Source organism: Cupriavidus sp. 09_S30, from assembly GCF_056930435.1.
The window spans coordinates 2,376,339-2,395,523 of sequence record NZ_JBXOWI010000002.1; the positions used below are offsets into that span (position 1 = coordinate 2,376,339).

Sequence of the window (19,185 nt, forward strand, 5' to 3'; positions counted from 1 at the left end):
CCTTCCCGATCTCCGCTGCGACAGATTCCATCTGAAAAGGGATGATCAATATGAGCCTCATCGCCGGCAAACCCGGTTCCGGTCCGCAAATCCACCGCGCCGACTTCGGGCGCGTCTCTGTCTTCTTCGGCGAGAAGAGCGGGAAATACCCCGATGGAAACCAGGTGCTCATCCGGGGCTCGGACACGCGCGCGGCCTTCGACACGCCCATCGTCTCGAACTACATCGGCCCCGAGTTTGACGCGACTGAACTGGTGGTGATGGGTCATGTACACGAAGACCATATGGCTGGCCTGCACCGCCTTCCTGGCGCCAGCGTGCACGTGCACGAAGCCGATGTGCAGGCTGCCCGCAGCTGGGACGGACTGCGCGCCGCCTACGGCAGTTCTGACGCACACGCGCTGGAGATGCTGGCCAAGTTCCAGCGCAACTTCTTCTATGCACCGCGACCCGACGCGCAAGCCTATGTGGACGGTGCATCCTGGGATCTCGGGCAGGTGCAGGTTCGCGCCTTCCACATGCCTGGACACACCGCCGGCCACTGCGTCCTGCTGGTCGAACCAGAGGGCGTGGCGTTCATCGGCGACATCGATCTGACCGGCTTCGGGCCGTACTACGGCGATGCCTGTTCAAACCTGGGCGACTTCCGCCGCAGCCTGGCGCGGCTGCCGGATATTCCGGCAAAGGTGTGGGTCACATCCCATCACCGTGGTGTCTACACCGACCGGGAGCGCTTCCTGCGCGATCTCGCCGCTTACGCAGCCAAGCTCGACGAACGCGAGCAGCGCCTGCTGGCCATGCTGGGCGAATCCCCGAAGACACTGGCGCAACTGGTCGAGCAACGGCTGCTGTATCCGCCGGGCTATGAGGCTTTGTGGGTCGTCGACGCCGAGACGCGCACGATTTCCCGGCATCTGGCCGAACTCCTGGCCGACGGGCGGGTACAGGTGAACGAGCTCGGGGTCTACCGGCCTGGGTGATCGCTACCATTCGCCGCCGGCCTGCGAACCAGCCAGGCCGAGCTGCCTCTTTCCGTGCAGGCATCGCCGTCGCGGCAGGCGCGAGTATGCGAGACTCCGGGGTCGACCATCAGGAGGACTCACGTGCGCATTGCATGCTTGCATACCGCCGAAAGCAATGTTGGCGTCTTTGAGGCGACGCTGGCAGGGATGGATATCGCCGCACTAAGCCTGACCCACAAGGTGCGCCCCGATTTGCTCGCTGCAGCGCAACAATGCGGAGGCCTGAACGCTGAGATCGAACGTCAGACTGCCATGGCGTTGGCAGAACTCGCGCTTGCGGCCGACGCAGTCCTTCTGACATGTTCGACCCTCGGTCCCTGCGTGAAAGCGGAAAGGATCGGCCCTGTGCCAGTGGTCCGAGTTGACAGCGCCTTGGCACGAGAGGCCACTAGTGCGGGAGGCCGCGTTATCGTCTTGTGCGCTGTGGAGACAACACTGGGCCCAACTGCGCGCATCTTCCAGGATGCCGCCGAGACATCCGGAGCCACCGTTGAGATTCGACTAGTGCAAGGAGCATGGCCATTGTTTATGGCTGGCGAAATTGCGCGCTATCTTGAAACCATTGCCGCTGCGGCCCAGCAGGCGTATGACGAGGGAGCCAATGTCGTCGCGCTCGCGCAGGCTTCCATGGCGGGAGCCAGGGAGCTCGTGGGAAGTTCACCGAAACTGCTTTGCAGTCCGGCCTCTGGCTTGCTTGCTGCTATGCGAGCGGTCTCGCCGCCAGGACGCCCAGCGCCCGGGCTACACCTGCCCGGCGCGCGGCGGGAAAGCGAGGGCTGAAGGTTCCGGATTTCCGCGGTGACCGGAGCCAGGGGCTGTCGCGCAGAATCGCCGGGGACCTGCAGCGGATCGCCGGAAGGCACGCTTCGCCTTTCCTTAGGCTACTATCAAACGGAGATGCTGTAGGGTGAGTCCGGGCTGTCTGTGGTACTGGTGCACATTCGGCCGACTCCCGGAGGTTGGTGGCTATGTGGCGTGCTGTAACCCTGCCCCTTGCGGGAGGAATGCTCGGTGCGGTGCTCGTGGGCATCGTATTCCTCATTTCAGGGATAGCCGCTCCCAGCGTCGGCGCCCGTGACTCTATTGCCCATGTGGCGCAAGCCGCCCGCTCGCTGCCCCCGGCCTCGGCACGACTCTCCTTTGCGCGCCAGATGCCGCCCAAGCTTCGGGGTGACATCCCGGCCTGGCTTACCCGCGCTGGCGAACACCACAAGCACCCGCACTGGTCTTAGCGCCTGGTCACAGCACCTCGTCAGACCATCGCGCCTTGAGGCGGGTGGTGCGATTCGAGTCCTGGACGTCCTCCCACTGACATTGGTGGCGTATTCATCCGTGCGTCAGTGCCCCACGCAATGGAGGGGGAGGCTGTAATCCAGCGCATCCGATCACAACTGACAGAACTCGCGAAAGCCGACATTGGTCGCGCAGGTTTCTTCCTGAATGAAGCCTTCTTTGCAAGGCATTGTGCGCTGCTGCCCCGCCCTTCCGCGCGCTCCGTCTGCCCATGATCTTTGAGAATCCAATCCACTAACTTCGGCACAAGGCCAACCGACTATGGGACTTGATGTCCCGTCTCAAAGTTAATGGGTACACTGACGCGGTGCTCCGCCTAGGCTCAATCGAAACGACTCGGCTACGCGCTTGGCCTACGCGGCGTGTGGTTGGCGCCGATGCCCGTTCAATGTCGGATCCACATAGACCAACCAGCCTCCACCAAAACCTGGTGGCCAATCATCCTACCGAGCAAGGAGATTCGACGTTGGAGACACGCACGATAGCCTACGAATGTGAAGGAACTCCGCTGACGGGGTACTACGCCGACAATGCGCCGCACACGGAGAAGCCTGCGATTTTGATCGCGCATGAGGCCTTCGGGATGAACGATCATATACGGGCACGAACAAGGCGCCTGGCCGAGCTTGGCTATGCAGCGTTCGCCCTCGACATGTATGGCGCCGAGGGATTTTCCTTATCCGAAGCAGTGCGCCGCCATGTCGAGTTGATGTCCGCACCAGGACTCCTACTCGCTCGAGCAAGTGCTGCGCTCAGGCTCCTGATGACTCTGCCTGGCGTCGACCAGAAGCGGATGGCGGCCATCGGCTTTTGCCAAGGAGGCATCAGCGCCCTCGAACTCGCGCGCGGCGGCGCCCCCATTCGATGCGCTGTCGGCTTTCATCCCGGCTTGATGCGTCCCGCAGGAAGTCTTGACCAAGCGATCCAGGCCAAAGTCCTGATGATGATCGGCGACCAGGATCCCGATGTACCGGCCGAGGACAGGGCCGCCTTCGCAGCAGAAATGGAGCGCAAGCAGGTGGACTGGCAGCTTCACCTCTTCGGTGGTGTCGGGCACGCCTACACCAATCCCGACATTGACCGCCTGAACAAGCCCGGCTACGGCTACAACCCATCCGCAGACAAGCGGTCATGGACGATGATGCTCGCGCTTCTCGAGGAGGTGTTCGGGGTCCCCACCATGGGCCGGAACGAGGGGTAGATAATTGTCATGTAAAGCCGTGGCTTAGCGCCGATGTGGCGGATTTTCCGCGAATCCCGGCCGACCCTCTGTATGAGCCAGCGCGCGGTGCCGCCTTGTCTCACCGTTTGTGGGTCTAGTTGGGGGGAACCGGTGCCCTGTGCGATCCGGGCCGGGTGAAAAGGCGTACCATTAAAAAGTGATCGAATGCCAGGTTTTCCCATGCCTGTGTGTGTCACGTCTCCTCTGCCAAGGGGTTCCGCCATGATCCTCTATCACACCGACCCCGATTCCCCGATCGTCGAAATTACCGTCGAAGGCAAGGTCACCGACCACGATCTGCGCGAAGCCATCGAGCGCATGCGTGGGGATATCGAACTGCATGGCAAGACCCGCGTGCTGGAACGCATCGAGCACTTCACCGGCATCGAGCCCAAGGCGCTGTGGACCGACTTGACGCTCGGCGTTCCCCTCGCCCGCAGAATCACGCGCGCCGCCGTGGTGGCTGATGCGGGATGGATCCACGCCTCGATGCATCTGGCGCGGTTCTTTACGAAGGCCGAAGTCAAGGCGTTCCACGTCAACGAACTGGAGCAGGCGCGCGCCTGGATCAATGCCTGAGCACCGCCCGGCCGATCGCGCATCGTCCTGCGCCGTCGCCGAGTAGCGCCAGCCCACATTGTCGGCGCGGCGCGCCGCCCCCCGCCTGATTTCACCGAAGGCTTGCTGCGACACAGCATCCGCTCAAGCAAAGGCAACTTCGACGCGGGTACCGCAGCCCAGAGGATTGTCGAGAATCCGCAGCTTGGCGCCGTGCCTTGCGGCAATCTCTTGCGCAATGGGCAGGCCGAGGCCGCAGCCATTCCCGCCACTCCCATTGCGGCGATAGAAACGCTCCAGCACCAGCAGTCGTTCGTCCTGGGGAATGCCCGTGCCATCGTCATCCACCGTCAGTACGAGCGGTGACGCCTGCACCGGCCATAGCGGATGGCGTTGTCCACCAGGTTGCCGATCAGTTCGCGCAGCAGCACGGGTTCCGCCGTCACGATGACGCCGCTATCGGGGCCGTCGTAGCCGAGATCGATGTTGCGGGCGATCGCGGCATCCGCCCAGCGTTCGAGTTCATCCCGCGCCAACTCGGCCAGGTCCACGGCGGTCATCCGCAACATGGGTTGGCCAGAGCGCTCCGACCGCGCCAGCGTCAGCAACTGGTGAGCGAGGTGGCGCGACCGCGTGACAGCCGCCAGGATGTCCGAGAGTGCTTCGCTACGCCGTGCTGCGTCGGGTTCGCGCAGCGCGCGCTCGGTCTGCACCTGCAGCGTCGTCAGCGGCGTGCGAAGCTGGTGAGCCGCATTCGCGATGAAGCGGCGTTGTGCATCCTGCGAATCCGCCAGCCTTGCGATCAGATGGTCCAAGGCGTTCAGCAAGGTCTCGAGTTCCGTGGGCACACCCGCGACCTTGTCGAGGGGGAGCAGTTTTTCCGGCTCGTAGTGATCGAGATCCTGGGTGAGACGGTCAATGACGCGAAGCCCGGAAGTCACGGCAAACCAGATCACCGCCCACGTGAGCGCCAGTACAAGCGCCAGCAGCGGCACGGCATAGCGCAGGATCTCCCCGATGGTGGATTCCCGCTTGCTCTTGGTTTCCGCGACCTGAATGATGAATTCATCAGCCGGGTACCGGAGGCGGATCGCCACGATCCTGACGCTGCGATCTCCGATCTTGCCATCGTAGAAGCGAGGCTTCTGGACAGTCAGATCGTCCGGTCAGCGCCATGCTGCTGCTGATCGGAATCATCAGCGTTGGGCGCTCGTTCATCGTGAAGCCGATCCCGATGGATTTGAAGCCCAGGAACATCGCCATCATCATCGCGAGCCTTTGCGGGTTCGCCTTGATCTCGTCCTTCGTGAACATGGCGGCCGGGATCGTGTTCCTGGTGTTCTGCTCTACCCTCGCGGGCACGGACTACTCATGGAAGCGCAACGTCATCTTGTCGATCGCTCTCTTGATCGTGGCTCTAGGCTTCCAGAAGCTTCTTGGCCTGAACCTACCGCTCTACTGACATGGAAGCTCTGCAAAATCTGCTGTTCGGATTCGAACACGCCCTCACACTCCAGAACCTGATGTTCTGCGCGATCGGCTGTGTCGTCGGTACGCTAGTCGGACTGCTGCCTGGCCTGGGACCCCTCGCCACCATCAGCCTGTTACTGCCGATGACCTATTCGATGGACACCACCGGGGCGCTCATCATGCTGGCGGGCATTTACTACGGTGCCCAGTATGGCGATAGCGTTAGCGCGATCACCATGAAGATTCCACATGCAAGCAGCATCGTCGCCTGCATCGACGGCTATCAGATGACGCTCAAGGGCAAGACCGGCCTTGCGCTCTTCACAGCGGGGTTCTCCAGCTTCATCGGTGGCACTGTCGCCATCGTGGTACTGACCTTTCTCACACCGGTACTAGGGGACGTAGCGCACCATTTCGGTCCGTCAGACTACTGCGCCCTGATGATGGTGGGCTTCGTCTGCGTGAGCTTCGTTACAACGGGCAGCCTGCTCAACGTCCTGGCGATGTGCCTGATCGGCGTGCTCCTCGGTTCGATCGGCACCGACGTCAATAGCGGTGTGCCACGATTCACCATGGACCTGCCCTTCCTGATGGATGGGATCGGCCTGGTGAGCATCGCGCTAGGTTGCTTCGGCATTGCCGAGATCACCAAGAACCTGGATGCAAGAGAACTGCGCTCACCGTTCAGCGGCAAGATCAAGCTGATTCCCACCTGGCAGGAATTCAAGCGGATCCTGCCTCCCGCGCTGCGCGGTAGCGTCGTCGGGTCTATCCTGGGTATTCTTCCGGGCGGTGGTCCAGCTATTGCGCAGTTCGCCGCTTATGCCGTGGACAAGAAAGTCAGCAAGTACAAGCACGAGATCGGCAGCGGGTGCATCGAAGGCGTGGCCGGCCAGGCCGCCGCCGACGAGGCGGCCGCACGCACCAGCTTCATTCCCTTGATGAGTATCGGCATCCCCGAAAACGCTGTCATAGCCTTGATGCTCGCTGCGTTCATCATCAAGGGTATCCAGCCTGGCCCGAACATGATCGCTGAACACCCGGAGCTGTTCTGGGGCTTGGTTGCCAGCATGTGGGTCGGCAACTGTTTCCTGATCACGCTGAACGTGCCGCTGGTGCGCTATTGGCTGTCGGTGTTCAAGATTCCCTACAACGTACTGTTCCCGTCCATCTTGTTCTTCTGCTGTATCGGGACGTTCAGCGTCAATACCAATCTGCACGATATCTACATCACCGCCATGTTTGGCGTGCTCGGCTACGCGTTCATGCGGCTCAAGCTGGACGCGGCACCGTTGATGCTGGGCTTCATCCTGGGGCCAATGCTCGAGGAGAACTTCCGCCGTGCCATGTTGCTGAGCCGGGGCAGTTTTGACATCTTTGTGTCGCGGCCCATCAGCCTCACGCTACTGACGTTGATCATCGCATTCGTGGCCTGGCAACTGGTGGCGTTCGGCATGCAGACTGCCAGACGTCGAGGTGCCGAAGCCCAGCTATAGCCAGCGGCACGGTTGGGATGTGGCGGGGGTTGGGATGCAAGGATGGACCACGGCAGCCGGATTCATCGTGGTCGTCAGCCTCCCGCCCCACTCCCGGAATGAACCCTGAGCGGATCACGGGAATCCCAAATGAAATGGCTCTGGCTGTATCTGATCGCCACGACATTCCTATATTGCATCGATCCGCCAGAAATCATCATGGCATTTCTGGCGGAAGTCCGTGATTGGTAATTTCAAGGCCGGATGAAAGACCCGGCGGCGGCGCCGCCAGCCTTTCCGCTAGGTGTCGATAGCAGGCAACTCGCCGTGGCCGCGCAGCCAGCCACGATCGGCAAGCGCGAGCATTTCCGTATCGCCGCGGCTATCGCCGTAGGCGAACAGCACGCGCGGCCGGTGGCTCCCGAACCACTGCTGGAGCCGGCGCACCTTTTCAGGCCCCCAACAATTCGGTGTGGCCAGCCGACCGGAGAACCGCTCGTCGCGAAACTCGAGCCCGGTTGCGATGACGGCATCGAACCCGGCATGTTCAGCCCAGATATTCAGGTAGAGCGCAGGCGACGCACTGACCAGGACGAGCCGGTGCCCACGGCGCTTGTGCTCCTGGATCCTCGCGACCATTTCCGGGCGGATCAATTCGAGCAATCTTCCCGTCGCGTACTGCTGGGCAGCGGCCTCCAGTTCTCGCCGCGTCTTGCCGCCGATGGTCGCGGCAAGGAAACGCGCCTTCGTGGCTCCCCGTTCGCATAAGCCGAGCAGCATGCCCGCCAGCCATGGCGCTGTGCAAAGGGCGCCGCAGATCATTCTGGCGTTACCAACCGTGTCGCGCACGAAATCACGCAAACTGTCCGACGTAGTGATCGTGCCGTCGAAATCGAAAGCGGCGACGACATCGTCGCCGAGCATTGGCTGATTGCGATCGCGATCGCCGGACGCGACCTGCGATAAATCCGCAGGCGTTGCACCGGGGTACGCCGGGGAGACATCCGGCGCGCGACCTTGCTTTTCCTTGATCACCCCATACTCCGTGTGTAGACAAGCGAATCACAGTTGGGTTGTGGCCAGGCGGGCATTGCAAGAGAAAGACGCCGAGAGGCGAATCGCATGGTTTGAGTGAATAGAGGCGGTGAGCGGCAAAGAGGAAGGTGCCCCGGGGAGCCGTTTCATGTCGTGGAGACGCGAGCCTGACCTGCCGGCATTTTACCCATCGCGGCCAGATGCCGCGCCGTCCTGGGCTCAGAACAGCGCCAGGAAGCGATGCATGATCGGCGACAGCGTCCCGCTGCGATGCGCCACCAGCACCCGGCTGCCTGCGTCGGCGCCGGCCAGCGGCACGTACACGACGCCGGGAATGCCGGTGCGCGCATAGATCTCGGGAAGTACCGAGACACCCGCGCCGCTGGCGACCAGTCCGATGATGGTGGTGGCTTCGCGGGCCTCCTGAGCCACGCGCGGGGCAAAGCCGGCGCGGTTGCACAGCGTGGTGACGTGGTCAAACAGGCCGCAGCCGAGGCCGCGCGGGAACAACAGGAACGGCAGGCCGGACATCATGCTGATGTCGAGCGCGGCGGGCGCTCCCGCGGGCCTTCTTCCGGCCCTACGCCTGCCGGGCGGTGCCGAGACGGGACGGGCGAGCACATGGGTGGCCGGCAGCACCGCCACCAGCCGGTCGGCCAGCACTTCGCGCACGGTGATGCTGGCCGGCGCGCGGAACTGGGGGGAGGGGCGAAGGAAGCCGATGTCCACTTCTCCGTTCTCCAACCCTTGCAGTTGTTGTCCGGTGGACATGTGCACCAGTTCCAGCAGCGCGCGCGGATGCGCCTCGCGGAACTGCTGGATCGCGCGAGGGAAGGCATCCTGCATCGGCACCGAGGCGGTGAATGCCACGCGGATCTCCCCGGCTTCGCCACTGGCCACCTGGCGCACGACCTCGCGTGCCTGCTCCAGGTTCGCCAGCGCAGCCCTGGCCTTGTCGAGGAACAGCGTGCCGGCCGGCGTCAGCGCTACGTGATGGCGCGAGCGTTCGAGCAGCGGGCTACCGAGTTCATCCTCGAGGGCCTTGATCTGGATGCTCAGCGGCGGTTGGCTGATGTGCAGCTTGTGTGCGGCTTCGCTGAAGCTTAGCGCCTCGGCCACGGCGACGAAGTAGCGCAGTTGGCGGAAATCCATCTTTATATCGAGGTGAAATAACCAGTGTCCTGAAAACGTATTGGACACTATCACAGGCGATGGCCAGAATGCACGCATAACCAGGTGTCCTGTCCCGCCAGGCGATACGCGGGCTGGGCGCCAGCCCACGGAGATACCACATGCCGGCCTCGCCCCGCCCCGCCTTCCGATCCCGCCGCGCGCTGCTCGGCGCCATGCTGGCCACCGTACTGGCGCTGCCCGGCGCTGCCGCCGTTGCCGCGGACGACTTCCCCGCCAAGCCGATCCGGCTGGTCGTGCCCTATGCCGCCGGTGGCGGTGTCGACATGGTGGCGCGCGCGGTGGGCCAGAAGATGAGCGTACTGATGGGCCAGCCCGTCATTGTCGACAACCGCCCCGGCGCCAGCACCAACATTGGCATGGAATACGTGGCCCGGGCCGCGCCGGACGGCTACACGATCCTGATGGCGTCCAACAGCCTGGCCACCAATGCTGCGCTGTTCGCCAAGCTACCCTTCGACCCCGCACGTGATTTCACGCCGGTGGCCCGTGTGGGCCAGGCCTCGCTGGTGCTGGTGGTGCCAGCCAAGTCCGGCATCGGCTCGCTGAAAGCACTGATCGCGCGAGCCCAGGCCAATCCCGGCAAGCTCAGTTATGCCTCCGCCGGCAATGGCAGCTCGGGACATCTCGCCGGCGCCTTGTTCCAGCAGGCGGCCCACGTCGACGTGTTGCACGTGCCGTACAAGGGCGGCGCGCCCGCCATCACAGACTTGCTGGGCGAGCGCATCTCCTTCATGCCGATCAACCCGCTCGAAGTGCTGGCCCATATCCGCTCGGGCAGCCTGCGCGCCATCGCCGTGGCCAGTGATGCACGCTCGCCTCTATTGCCGGACGTGCCGACCTCCCGGGAGCAGGGGCTGCCGGGCTTCACGGCTTCGGTCTGGTGGGGGCTGGTCGCCCCCGCCAAGACGCCACATACCCTGATCAAGCGGCTCAACGAGGCGGCCAACGCCGCGCTGGCCGACCCGGCAGTGCACAGCCAGCTCACGCAGCTTGGCGTGACGATCGTGCCTAGCACGCCGGAAGCGTTCGGCCAGTTCGTGCGTGCGGAAGCCGCGGCCTGGGGCGGCGTGATCCGCAAGGCGGGCATTACCGTCGACTGAACCGCGCCGGTCCTGAGCAGGTACCGTTTCCTACGTCTTTCGCATCATCTAGAGAGCCTTCATGCCAGATGTCTCAACTCACGCCGGCCGCCGTTCCGTGCTGGTCGTCAGCGCCCACGCGGCCGACTTTGTATGGCGCGCCGGCGGCGCCATTGCCTTATACGCCGAGCGCGGCTACCACGTGCGCGTGGTGTGCCTGTCCTTCGGCGAGCGCGGCGAATCCGCCAAGATGTGGCGCCAGCCCGGCATGACCCTGGAGCGGGTCAAGGCCGCGCGCCGTGAAGAGGCCGAACAGGCCGCCGCCATCCTCGGCGCCACGCTCGAGTGCTTCGACCTCGGTGACTATCCGCTGCGCGTGCCCGACGAGGCCTTGCTGCGGCTGGCCGATCTCTATCGCGAATTGCGGCCCGAACTGGTGCTGACCCATTCGCGCGAGGACCTGTACAACTTCGACCACCCGCTTGCTACCCATGTGGCACAGGAGGCGCGCATCATCGCCCAGGCGCACGGCTACAGGCCCGAGCTGCCCGTGATCGGCGCGCCACCGGTCTTCCTGTTCGAGCCGCATCAGCCCGAGCAGTGCAACTGGAAGCCGGACGTGCTGCTCGACATCACGCCTGTCTGGGAAAAGAAGCAGCGCGCCTTCGCCACCATGGCGGCCCAGGAGCATCTGTGGGAGTACTACACGCGGGTGGCGCTGCAGCGCGGCGCGCAGGCCACGCGCAACTCGGATCGCAAGGTCGCGTACAGCGAGGGCTATGCCCGCGTTTTCCCGCAGGTCTCGGAGCAACTGGCATGAGGACCGTCGCCTATCGCCACATCCTGCGCGCCCCGCAGGCGGACATCGCTGCGCTGGGCGCAGCCGGAGTGGCCACGGTGCACGAGGCCCAGCGTCGCACTGGGCTGATGCGGACGCAGATGCGGCCGATCCAGACCGGCGCTTCGATTTCCGGCAGCGCGGTCACGGTGCTGATGCACCCGGGCGACAACTGGATGATCCACGTCGCCGTGGAGATGGTGCAGCCGGGAGATGTGCTGGTCGCCGCGCTGGTCAGCGACTGCAGCGACGGGCTGTTCGGTGACCTGCTGGCAACCTCGCTGAAAGCGCGCGGCGCGCGCGGCCTGGTGATCGATGCAGGGGTCCGCGACGTGGCCACGCTCAAGCGCATGGGCTTCCCCGTCTGGTCGCGCGCGGTGCACGCGCAGGGTGCCGTCAAGGAAACGGTCGGTGCGGTCAACGTGCCGGTAGTGTGCGCGGGCGCCCAGGTCCGCCCTGGCGACGTGATCGTTGCCGACGACGACGGCGTGGTAGTCGTGCCGCGGCCGCTGGCCGGCGAAACCGCGCACCGCGCAGCGGAACGCGAAGCGGCCGAGGAGGCCAAGCGGGCACAGCTGGCGGCCGGCGTGCTGGGCCTGGACATGTACCGTATGCGCGAGGCGCTGGCCGCCAAGGGCCTGGTGTACAACGAGCAGGTGGTTGATTGGTATAGCGGCTTCGAGGAAGCTTGAGTGCACCGGCACGGCGACCTCGCCCCGCGGGCGTGCCGCGCCATTGGCGGGCTTGGTTTGCCGTGTGGTCTGAATCAAGTACGCCGCTCGTTCGTTGTTGACCGTGCGCGGTGCGCTCGAGCGAACGTCGTTGTACAGACCGGTGATGCGGCGGGGCGATGAAGCGCGCGCCAAGGACAACCATGTCCTGGCCCGGGCGCTGGGGCATGCGGACGAGAAATGACTTCCACAGCGCCTCTGCCGGCCGGGGAACGGCACGGGCTCTCCTGAACGGTCAACTATTTCGTGCTAATCTCCCCGCCGACGTTGCCAGCCAATATCGAGACGCCACCTCGAGCCATACCGCGGCTTTGCGGAGTTCGGCGCACAATCGCTCCCTGCGAAATCGACGACTATCGCGCTGGCCTCCCGCCAGCTTGAACGAAGCCGGTCTTTGTCCGGCTCAGTGCTGCAATCCCAGTTTTTCTTAGACTTATCGCTTAAGCATGCTCCATCCGTCACCCGCAACGGTACGCGCCCCGCGCTTACTCGACACCATCAATGCGAAACCGCTCAGTGCCGCTCTGCTAGTCCTGATCCTCGGCGTTGTGTACCTGGCGCAGACGGAAAGCGCGCGGCAGGCTGCGCTCTACACAGTGGGTGCGCTGCTTGGCCTGACGCTCTATCACGCGGCGTTTGGTTTTACTTCTGCATGGCGCGTTTTCATTGCCGACGGTCGCGGCGCCGGGCTCCGCGCGCAAATGGTGATGCTCGCGATTGGCGTGCTGCTGTTCTTCCCAGCGCTATCGTCGGGGTCACTCTTTGGCCAACCGGTGACGGGCCTTGTTTCGCCCGCAGGCACCTCAGTGATAGTGGGCGCGTTCCTCTTCGGTGTTGGCATGCAACTTGGTGGGGGCTGCGCATCCGGCACGCTCTACACTGTCGGCGGCGGCAGTACGCGCATGGTTGTCACGTTGATCGCGTTCATTATCGGCTCGGTGATTGCGACAGCCCATATGCCGTTCTGGACGGCCTTGCCACAACTCAAACCGATTTCGTTTGTGAAGGTGTTCGGCGCTGGCGCTGCTATGGCGCTCAATCTGGCGGTATTCGCCGTCATCGCTGCGCTGACCATTGTTATTGAAAGGCGACGCCATGGTCGGCTCGTCAATGAACCGGCGCGAGTTCAACACGGCTCGCCCTGGCTGCAAGGGCCCTGGCCGCTCTTCGCCGGCGCAATCGCGCTCGCTTTGCTTAACTTCGCGACGCTCGCCCTCTCGGGCCGTCCATGGGGCGTCACCTCAGCGTTCGCCCTATGGGGCGCGAAGGGTCTGTCCGCGCTTGGCGCCGATGTTGCAAGCTGGAAATACTGGAGTGCAGGTCCGAATGCCGCCGCCCTCGCCGCACCTGCCAGCCATGACGTCACCACCGTGATGGACATCGGCGTGGTACTCGGCGCAATGATCGCGGCTTCTCTTGCCGGACGCTATGCGCCCGTATGGCGTATTCCACTCCGATCTCTGCTGGCTGCTGTGATAGGCGGGTTGCTGCTTGGCTACGGCGCACGCCTGTCCTACGGCTGCAATATTGGCGCCTACTTCAGCGGCATCGTTTCGGGAAGCCTTCACGGCTGGTTGTGGCTGGTCTGCGCGTTCGCCGGCAGCGTGGCCGGCACCAAGCTTCGCCCTCTCTTCGGTCTCGAGGTGGAACGCCTGAAGTGCAAACCTAGCTAAGCCGACCACTGCTGCCCCACTCGTAAGGCAGCGCAGGCGAGGCACGCAAAGCTACAGATTTCCACCGCGCGCGCGACGGGAGTCAGAAATCAAGGGCTTGCACGCGGCCGTTGCGGGGCGTCGTAGCCCCCTTATGCTGATCCCGGACAGACGCGCCCCCCCTTTTCGCTTGAAGCAGACACGATGGCGCTGCAGGGTCCCCGACTGCGCGGGGACCGCGAGCCGGTTACTGCGAAAGCTTGGTCACCTTCAGCGCCGGATCGGCCGCGATGGCCGCTTCCGAAAACGGCAGCCGGTTCCAGCGCTTGGCCGAGAACGCGCGCATCTGGTCGAACGCGTGCGGTGAGGCCGGATCGGTCGATTCGCCGTAAGTGAGCAGGGCATCTGCCACCGGGCCCTGGTCGTCGAAGGTGACGGTCTGGATGTAGCTGGTGCCGAAATACACGGGCAGCCCCGTCGGCCCGATCGGCTGGCTCTGCAGCTTGTTCAGCACGCCTTCGTACTCCTCACCGCCGTGCAGGGCGATATGGCCATCCGGTGCGCGCGCCGTCTGCACCGTACCCAGCGGCGCATCCAGCGCAAAGCCCGCCTTGCGTACCGCGTCCACCGCGTCCTTGAGCGCCTTGAACACCGCCTTGCGCACCACCTCATCGTTCATGCGCAGACCGCGTGGCGTGTAGATCGGGTCCGCTGGGTCGAAGTCGACGGCGTAGACGTGTCGGATGTCCTTTGCGCGCATCCAGAACTCACGGAACAGGTGCGCGGCGCGGGCATCGGCGTTGCTGGTGCGGTCCCATTGTGCGAGCGCCGCGCAGCCGTCGCGCACATCGGCGTCGAGGTCGGCGGGCTTGCCGCTCGCCTTGCAGGCCGCAAGTAGGTCGTCGCGCACGAGGTGGCCGGCCAGGTTGGTGTCGCGGAAGATCATCGCCTGCAGGTTTGGCAGGTTGATGCGGTCGCCGGGCAGGCCGTCGGTGCCGGCCAGGCGGCGGCTGATCTCGATCAGGCCGATGCGTGTGCGCAGGCGCTGCGGCACGTCAGCCGAGCCCATCACCGGCGAGAAGCCGGTCAGCTTCTGCGCCGGGTTGGTCAGCCACGAGCTGTCATTGCTGTTGGCGATGTAGTCATCGCGCTCGAGCACCGGCATGCGCGCCGGCGCAACCAGCCCCGGCACCGGGGATTGCGGATCGACATGCCAGTTGCACGAGCTGCGCGAGCCGTCGAGCAGCACCAGCCCCACGCCGGTGAACAGCTTGTCAGCCAACGGCGACGGGGCGCAGCGCTTGAGCGATCCTGCCGACACGTCCGGCGTGGTCGACACGTCGGCGAACAGCGCGCGGCCGTTGCGGTCGGTAGCGATGGTGTTGACCCAGGGAATGCCGAGGTTGGCGATCGCCTGGCGGATGCCAGCCACGTCCCTGGCCTGGCCGATATGCAGCCACGTGTCGATCGAGCGGGTATTGTTGCGGTTAGCGTCGCGCAGCGCATAGGCCTTCTGCGCGGTCCACGGCATGCCGCCGGACGGCATCGACAACACGGGACCGTACGCCGTGCTGTAGAACGTGTGCGTGCGGCGCTCGATGCGGCCGTCCGGCAGTTTCACGTCGAACGCCACGGTGCGTGCGGTCATCTTGTGCGGCGTGCCGTCGACGAGGTAGGTGGTCGGGTCGCCCTCGGCCAGCTTCAGTTCGAACAGCGTGAAGCGGCGGCCGGTGGAGACGGTGTGCGTCCACGCGACGTCCCGGTTGAAGCCGATGCTCACGACGGGGAAGGCGGCAATCGACGCGCCCATCACGTCCAGCTTGCCGGGCACGGTCAGGTGGACCTGGTAGAAGCGATTGGTGGTCGTCCACGGAAAGTGCGGGTTGCCGAGAAGCGCACCGTGGCCGTTGTCGGTGGCGGCGGCGCCGAAGGCCCAGCCGTTGGAGCCGATCGGCATGTCGCGCAGCTGCAGCTCGCGGTCGAGCGCGACGGTGTCGACGGCTTGCGGCGGGATCACGCGGGCCGAGACCGTCGCGCGGCCAGGCGGCTGCGCGGCGACGATGCTCTCCAGCATGGCGCCAGCGCTGGCCTGGATCGCCTTCTCCTCGCCCATGCGCATCATGTCGGCCAGCGTGAGCGGACGCACCCAGGCGGCGTTGCGGCATCCGGCCGGGAAGTTGGCGGGAGGCGTGTCTTTCAGATACCGATTGAAGCCGGCGATGTAGCCGCGCAGCAGCTCGCGCGCCTCAGGCGACATCTGCGCGTAGCCGGCGCGCAGGCCGGCCTCGTCGAAGATGCCTTTGAAGAAGGCGTCCGCTTGCGTGTTCGCGATCGGCTTGAACGAGACGGTGACGGTGCCCTCCGGCCCGAAGTTTTTCGAGCGCTCGCCATTGACGGTGACCACCTGGTCGGCCAACAGGCAGACATTGTCCTGCGCGTACGCATAGGCCATGCCGAAGCCGAGGCTCGCGTAGTCGTTGGCGCGGATGTGCGGTACGCCGAAGGTGGTGCGGCGGATCTCGGCGGACAGGCCCGTGTCGGGCAGCGTGTCCCAGCCACTCTCGGCCGTGCTCGCGCAGCCGGCCAGCGCCGCAAGCGTGGCCACGGCGAGCGTGCTGCGCAGTGCGAATCCATGCGTCATGCGTTGTCTCCTGGTATCGGTGTTGTTCTTCTGGGTGCGTTGGCGCAACCACCGCGGCATCATCAATCAGACCCGCCTGCTCTGAAAGAGGCATTCCCGCCAGAGTTGGGGTCAATATCGCCATTGGATGGGGCGCCTGCCTCTATACTGAGGCCATGCCGACCATTGACCTGCTGACTTTCCCCGACGCCGCTTTTTCCACGCTGGCGACCGCCGCAGACACACTCGGCGTGGCCAATGCACTGGCCTCCATGCAGGCTGGCAAGCGCGCCGATACCGCCACCGCACCGGTGTTCGGCTGGCGTCTGATCGCGCGCGATCCGGCGCGCTGGCAGGCGGCAGCCGAGGCCCTCGCCAGCCGCTGTGAGCCACTGCCGCAGGACGACACCGAACTTGGCGATGCGTTGGTCGTGCCACCGCTGAGCTTCGACCACATCAGCACCATGGAGCAACGGCTGGCGCTGCTGGAGGCCGAGCGCGCTACCATCCGCCGCTACCTGGATGGCGGCCGGCTGGTCGCCTCGTCGTTCACTGGCGTGGCAATACTGGCCGATGTTCTGCCGCCCGGCCAACGATTGACGGTGACGTGGCTGATCGCCGGCTGGCTGCAAAGCCACGCCCCGCACCTGAAGCCGGTGCCAGGGCAGGCCATCGTCAACAGCGGCAACGTCATCACTGCGCGTGCGATGGAGCACGGCGCGGCGCTCACGCAGCGCCTCGTCGGAAGCCTGGCTGACACGCGGCTGGCACGCACACTTGCCAATACCGTGCTCGACCAGCCCTCGCGCGGCGAGGCTAGCGCCATCTGGCTGCGCAGCAAGCCGGCCATCCGCGAGAGCGTGGTGCTGCGCGCGCGGCGCTACCTGCAGCAGCATCTGCACGAGCCGTTCGATCTGGGCAAGCTGGCCGCCGCCGCCTCGACTAGCGAGCGGACGCTACTGCGGCATTTCACGAAAACGGTGGGGACTTCGCCGATGCAATTGCTGCACCGGCTGCGCGTGGAGCGCGCGTGTCACCTATTGGAGGTCAGCACGCTGAGCCTGACGGCGATTGCCGAGCAGTGCGGCTATCAGGACATGTCGGCCTTCCGGCGGCTGATCCGGCGGTACACGGGGCGGCCGCCCGGAGAACACCGGCGCGCGCATTCGGTGCGCGCCGAGTTGAGGCGCTAGCACTCTCGTGGGATCGTGAATCTCAGCCTTCCCGCGAGCTGCCGATCTTGCCGAAACCGCTGTTTGCCCATCGGCCGGCACTGTCGCGCGTCAGGCGAAAATCAGGCGCCACTTTGAGTCGCGCAATCTCGTCCCCAAAGGGGTCAACGGCCGTGAGCGTGCCGAAAGGCTCGAATTCGTCTGGTGTCACGACGAGCTTGATGGTCACTGCTCCAAGGTCGGTCTCGATGCTGCATTGCTTGTTGAGCTGAGCGTGCAACTGCTGCTCATGTCGCCGGATGACCTCTGAGGCGGTCTTGATCAGCGTCTGGTGCGCTGTGGCGTCCAGCGGCTTCGGGTCAACTTTGTTTCGCCCCATGGTCCAGGGCCCGACCAGTGCCGGCTCGGCGCAGCCGTCTTGCGTCATTGCCACTGCCCATCCGTCGCCGTCCTCGTTCTTGATGACCCGGGCGGTCCAGCCTTTGTCTCGCCATAGACGCGGTTCACAGACCGCAGACGCCTCGTTCGCCGGGGCATTGTCAGAATGGCGCATCATTATTCACCGTACCTGTCGTCGAACCCGCCAGCATACAGCAAGGGCCGCGGAGCCCCGATCTCAAGTGATTGTGGGCACGCCAGCGATGAAGACATCGCCCGATTTCGTTTTTGAGAAATTGGCAGGCACACGCGTACGACTACAGCAGGCCCCCTATGGGTGGTAGATGTGGGCATGCACTGGCTGCTGCCCGGTTCTGCAGCGGGGGCCGGCAGTCACGGGGTTGGCCGGGTCGCTGCTCCACTCGCACCAGCCACCGTCGTACACACTGATGTGTTCCCAGTGCATTAGCCAAGCGGAATAGAATGCGAGCGAGGCGCGCCAGCCGGTGCCGCAGTAGAAGGCGATACGGCGCCCGGGTTGGATGCCGGCCTGCCTCCAGAACGCCTGAATCTCGGCGTGCGGTTTCATGGTGCCGTCCGGGCGTTGGTAATCGCTCATACTGTGGACGTCGCCGTCGCGGCCGGCACGTCCCCAGTGCGCACCAGGGATGTCGCCCTTGACCTTGATGTAGTCGTAGCCCGAAGTCCGACCGACGAATTCACTCCAGGTACGGACGCTGACCAGCATGCCATCCCGTTGCTGCAGCAGGTGCCGCACCTGGGTGGTGTCCATCAGGTACTCGGGACAAGCGGGCACCGGTGTGCCAAAGTCGACCAGCGCCGGGTAAGCTTGGGGCGCCCCAGGCTCCATCGGGCAACCGGCCGCCTGCCAAGCCGTCAGACCGCCATCGAGCAGACGCACATCCTCCACACCCGCGTACAGCATCAAGTGGGCAGCCCGCGCCGCAGCGAGGATGCTGCGGCCATAGAGAATGACTGTGGTGTCGCGGCGGATGCCGTGGGCCAGCAGCACGCGCCGCAGCTCGTGGTCGGGAACCTTGTTCCACCAGGGGCCGCGCTCCAGCTCGCCGGTGTCGATGTAGCCCGCACCGGGAATATGCCCTTGCGCGAAATCGACGGCGCCGCCGCAGCCGACCTCTAACAGGCGCCAGGAGCGCGCTGGCGCAGGAATCATCGGCAGGCCCGCCACCAGCCCGACCAGCCACGCGGGCTTCACCAGCTGCCTCAGCAGTTCGCCGGAATCCCCGTCTACTTGAACGCGCGGAATGTGGGGGACTGCCCCGCGTGAGCTCATTGTTCTGTGCGTCGTTGCAATGCTGACGATGTTGCCGTCCGTACAATCTGGCCCATTTAACTGGCGGGACATCCGATTCCGTTCTTGAGACATTCGCAGGCGCACGGACATGAAGTCGGCGCTCACAAAAT

General features: G+C 64.7%; 18 protein-coding genes. 11 read left to right on the plus strand and 7 right to left on the minus strand.

Going from position 1 to position 19,185, the window contains the following annotated elements; translation table 11 throughout:
• The first annotated feature begins 50 nt into the window (after positions 1 to 50).
• The 4 genes from AC1Z3O_RS30815 to AC1Z3O_RS30830 all read left to right on the plus strand — a co-directional run bounded on the left by AC1Z3O_RS30815 (position 51) and on the right by AC1Z3O_RS30830 (position 4,116).
• On the plus strand, positions 51 to 980 hold the full coding sequence (locus tag AC1Z3O_RS30815; protein ID WP_483520473.1) for an MBL fold metallo-hydrolase: 930 nt from the start codon (positions 51 to 53) through the stop codon (positions 978 to 980).
• 138 nt (positions 981 to 1,118) lie between these two features.
• A complete protein-coding gene (locus AC1Z3O_RS30820) occupies positions 1,119 to 1,802 on the plus strand; it encodes an aspartate/glutamate racemase family protein (RefSeq protein ID WP_483520475.1) in 684 nt (227 codons plus the stop codon).
• Positions 1,803 to 2,781: 979 nt separating this feature from the next.
• Positions 2,782 to 3,516 (plus strand): dienelactone hydrolase family protein, encoded by a 735-nt coding sequence (locus AC1Z3O_RS30825; RefSeq protein ID WP_483520477.1) that lies wholly within the window; start codon positions 2,782 to 2,784, stop codon positions 3,514 to 3,516.
• A 243-nt stretch (positions 3,517 to 3,759) separates the two neighbouring features.
• The gene (locus AC1Z3O_RS30830) at positions 3,760 to 4,116 is read left to right on the plus strand and encodes a SpoIIAA family protein (RefSeq protein WP_483520479.1); all 357 of its coding nucleotides are present in this window, start codon (positions 3,760 to 3,762) and stop codon (positions 4,114 to 4,116) included.
• A gap of 123 nt (positions 4,117 to 4,239) precedes the next feature.
• On the opposite strand, the gene AC1Z3O_RS30835 is transcribed toward AC1Z3O_RS30830, so the two are convergent.
• Together AC1Z3O_RS30835 and AC1Z3O_RS30840 are read right to left on the minus strand one after the other, a co-directional pair.
• Positions 4,240 to 4,443 carry an ATP-binding protein gene (locus AC1Z3O_RS30835; RefSeq protein ID WP_483520481.1) on the minus strand — a complete coding sequence of 68 codons (204 nt, stop codon included), beginning with the start codon at positions 4,441 to 4,443 and terminating at the stop codon, positions 4,240 to 4,242.
• A 2-nt stretch (positions 4,444 to 4,445) separates the two neighbouring features.
• Entirely contained in the window at positions 4,446 to 5,192 is a 747-nt protein-coding gene (locus AC1Z3O_RS30840; protein WP_483520482.1) for a histidine kinase dimerization/phospho-acceptor domain-containing protein, read from the minus strand.
• Between the two features lie 77 nt (positions 5,193 to 5,269).
• Between AC1Z3O_RS30840 and AC1Z3O_RS30845 the strand changes: the two genes are divergently transcribed.
• Both AC1Z3O_RS30845 and AC1Z3O_RS30850 read left to right on the plus strand, forming a co-directional pair.
• Positions 5,270 to 5,557, plus strand: a complete 288-nt coding sequence (locus AC1Z3O_RS30845; RefSeq protein ID WP_483520484.1) for a tripartite tricarboxylate transporter TctB family protein — start codon at positions 5,270 to 5,272, stop codon at positions 5,555 to 5,557.
• A 1-nt stretch (position 5,558) separates the two neighbouring features.
• Complete coding sequence (locus tag AC1Z3O_RS30850; protein ID WP_483520486.1) at positions 5,559 to 7,061, plus strand: tripartite tricarboxylate transporter permease; 1,503 nt, start codon at positions 5,559 to 5,561, stop codon at positions 7,059 to 7,061.
• 279 nt (positions 7,062 to 7,340) lie between these two features.
• On the opposite strand, the gene AC1Z3O_RS30855 is transcribed toward AC1Z3O_RS30850, so the two are convergent.
• Positions 7,341 to 7,964 carry an HAD family hydrolase gene (locus tag AC1Z3O_RS30855; protein ID WP_483522094.1) on the minus strand — a complete coding sequence of 208 codons (624 nt, stop codon included), beginning with the start codon at positions 7,962 to 7,964 and terminating at the stop codon, positions 7,341 to 7,343.
• Positions 7,965 to 8,294: 330 nt separating this feature from the next.
• Positions 8,295 to 9,227 (minus strand): LysR substrate-binding domain-containing protein, encoded by a 933-nt coding sequence (locus tag AC1Z3O_RS30860; protein WP_483520488.1) that lies wholly within the window; start codon positions 9,225 to 9,227, stop codon positions 8,295 to 8,297.
• A gap of 140 nt (positions 9,228 to 9,367) precedes the next feature.
• Here AC1Z3O_RS30860 and AC1Z3O_RS30865 point away from each other — a divergent pair, with 140 nt between their 5' ends.
• The 4 genes from AC1Z3O_RS30865 to AC1Z3O_RS30880 all read left to right on the plus strand — a co-directional run bounded on the left by AC1Z3O_RS30865 (position 9,368) and on the right by AC1Z3O_RS30880 (position 13,590).
• Entirely contained in the window at positions 9,368 to 10,369 is a 1,002-nt protein-coding gene (locus tag AC1Z3O_RS30865) for a tripartite tricarboxylate transporter substrate binding protein (protein ID WP_483520490.1), read from the plus strand.
• Positions 10,370 to 10,430: 61 nt separating this feature from the next.
• Complete coding sequence (locus tag AC1Z3O_RS30870; RefSeq protein ID WP_483520492.1) at positions 10,431 to 11,168, plus strand: PIG-L deacetylase family protein; 738 nt, start codon at positions 10,431 to 10,433, stop codon at positions 11,166 to 11,168.
• A complete protein-coding gene (locus AC1Z3O_RS30875) occupies positions 11,165 to 11,878 on the plus strand; it encodes a 4-carboxy-4-hydroxy-2-oxoadipate aldolase/oxaloacetate decarboxylase (RefSeq protein WP_483520494.1) in 714 nt (237 codons plus the stop codon). The genes AC1Z3O_RS30870 and AC1Z3O_RS30875 overlap by 4 nt, the downstream gene beginning before the upstream one ends.
• 485 nt (positions 11,879 to 12,363) lie before the next feature.
• Positions 12,364 to 13,590 (plus strand): YeeE/YedE family protein, encoded by a 1,227-nt coding sequence (locus AC1Z3O_RS30880; RefSeq protein ID WP_483520495.1) that lies wholly within the window; start codon positions 12,364 to 12,366, stop codon positions 13,588 to 13,590.
• 226 nt (positions 13,591 to 13,816) lie between these two features.
• Here the strand turns inward: AC1Z3O_RS30880 and AC1Z3O_RS30885 are convergent, their stop codons facing one another.
• A complete protein-coding gene (locus AC1Z3O_RS30885; RefSeq protein ID WP_483520497.1) occupies positions 13,817 to 16,210 on the minus strand; it encodes an acylase in 2,394 nt (797 codons plus the stop codon).
• 155 nt (positions 16,211 to 16,365) lie between these two features.
• On the opposite strand from AC1Z3O_RS30885, the gene AC1Z3O_RS30890 reads away from it, so the two are divergent.
• Positions 16,366 to 17,382 carry a GlxA family transcriptional regulator gene (locus tag AC1Z3O_RS30890; RefSeq protein ID WP_483520499.1) on the plus strand — a complete coding sequence of 339 codons (1,017 nt, stop codon included), beginning with the start codon at positions 16,366 to 16,368 and terminating at the stop codon, positions 17,380 to 17,382.
• Between the two features lie 22 nt (positions 17,383 to 17,404).
• Here AC1Z3O_RS30890 and AC1Z3O_RS30895 read toward each other — a convergent pair whose 3' ends face one another.
• Positions 17,405 to 17,914 (minus strand): hypothetical protein, encoded by a 510-nt coding sequence (locus AC1Z3O_RS30895; RefSeq protein WP_483522096.1) that lies wholly within the window; start codon positions 17,912 to 17,914, stop codon positions 17,405 to 17,407.
• 156 nt (positions 17,915 to 18,070) lie between these two features.
• Positions 18,071 to 19,180: a sulfurtransferase gene (locus tag AC1Z3O_RS30900; protein ID WP_483520501.1), complete on the minus strand. Its 1,110-nt coding sequence runs from the start codon at positions 19,178 to 19,180 to the stop codon at positions 18,071 to 18,073.
• Positions 19,181 to 19,185: the final 5 nt, after the last annotated feature.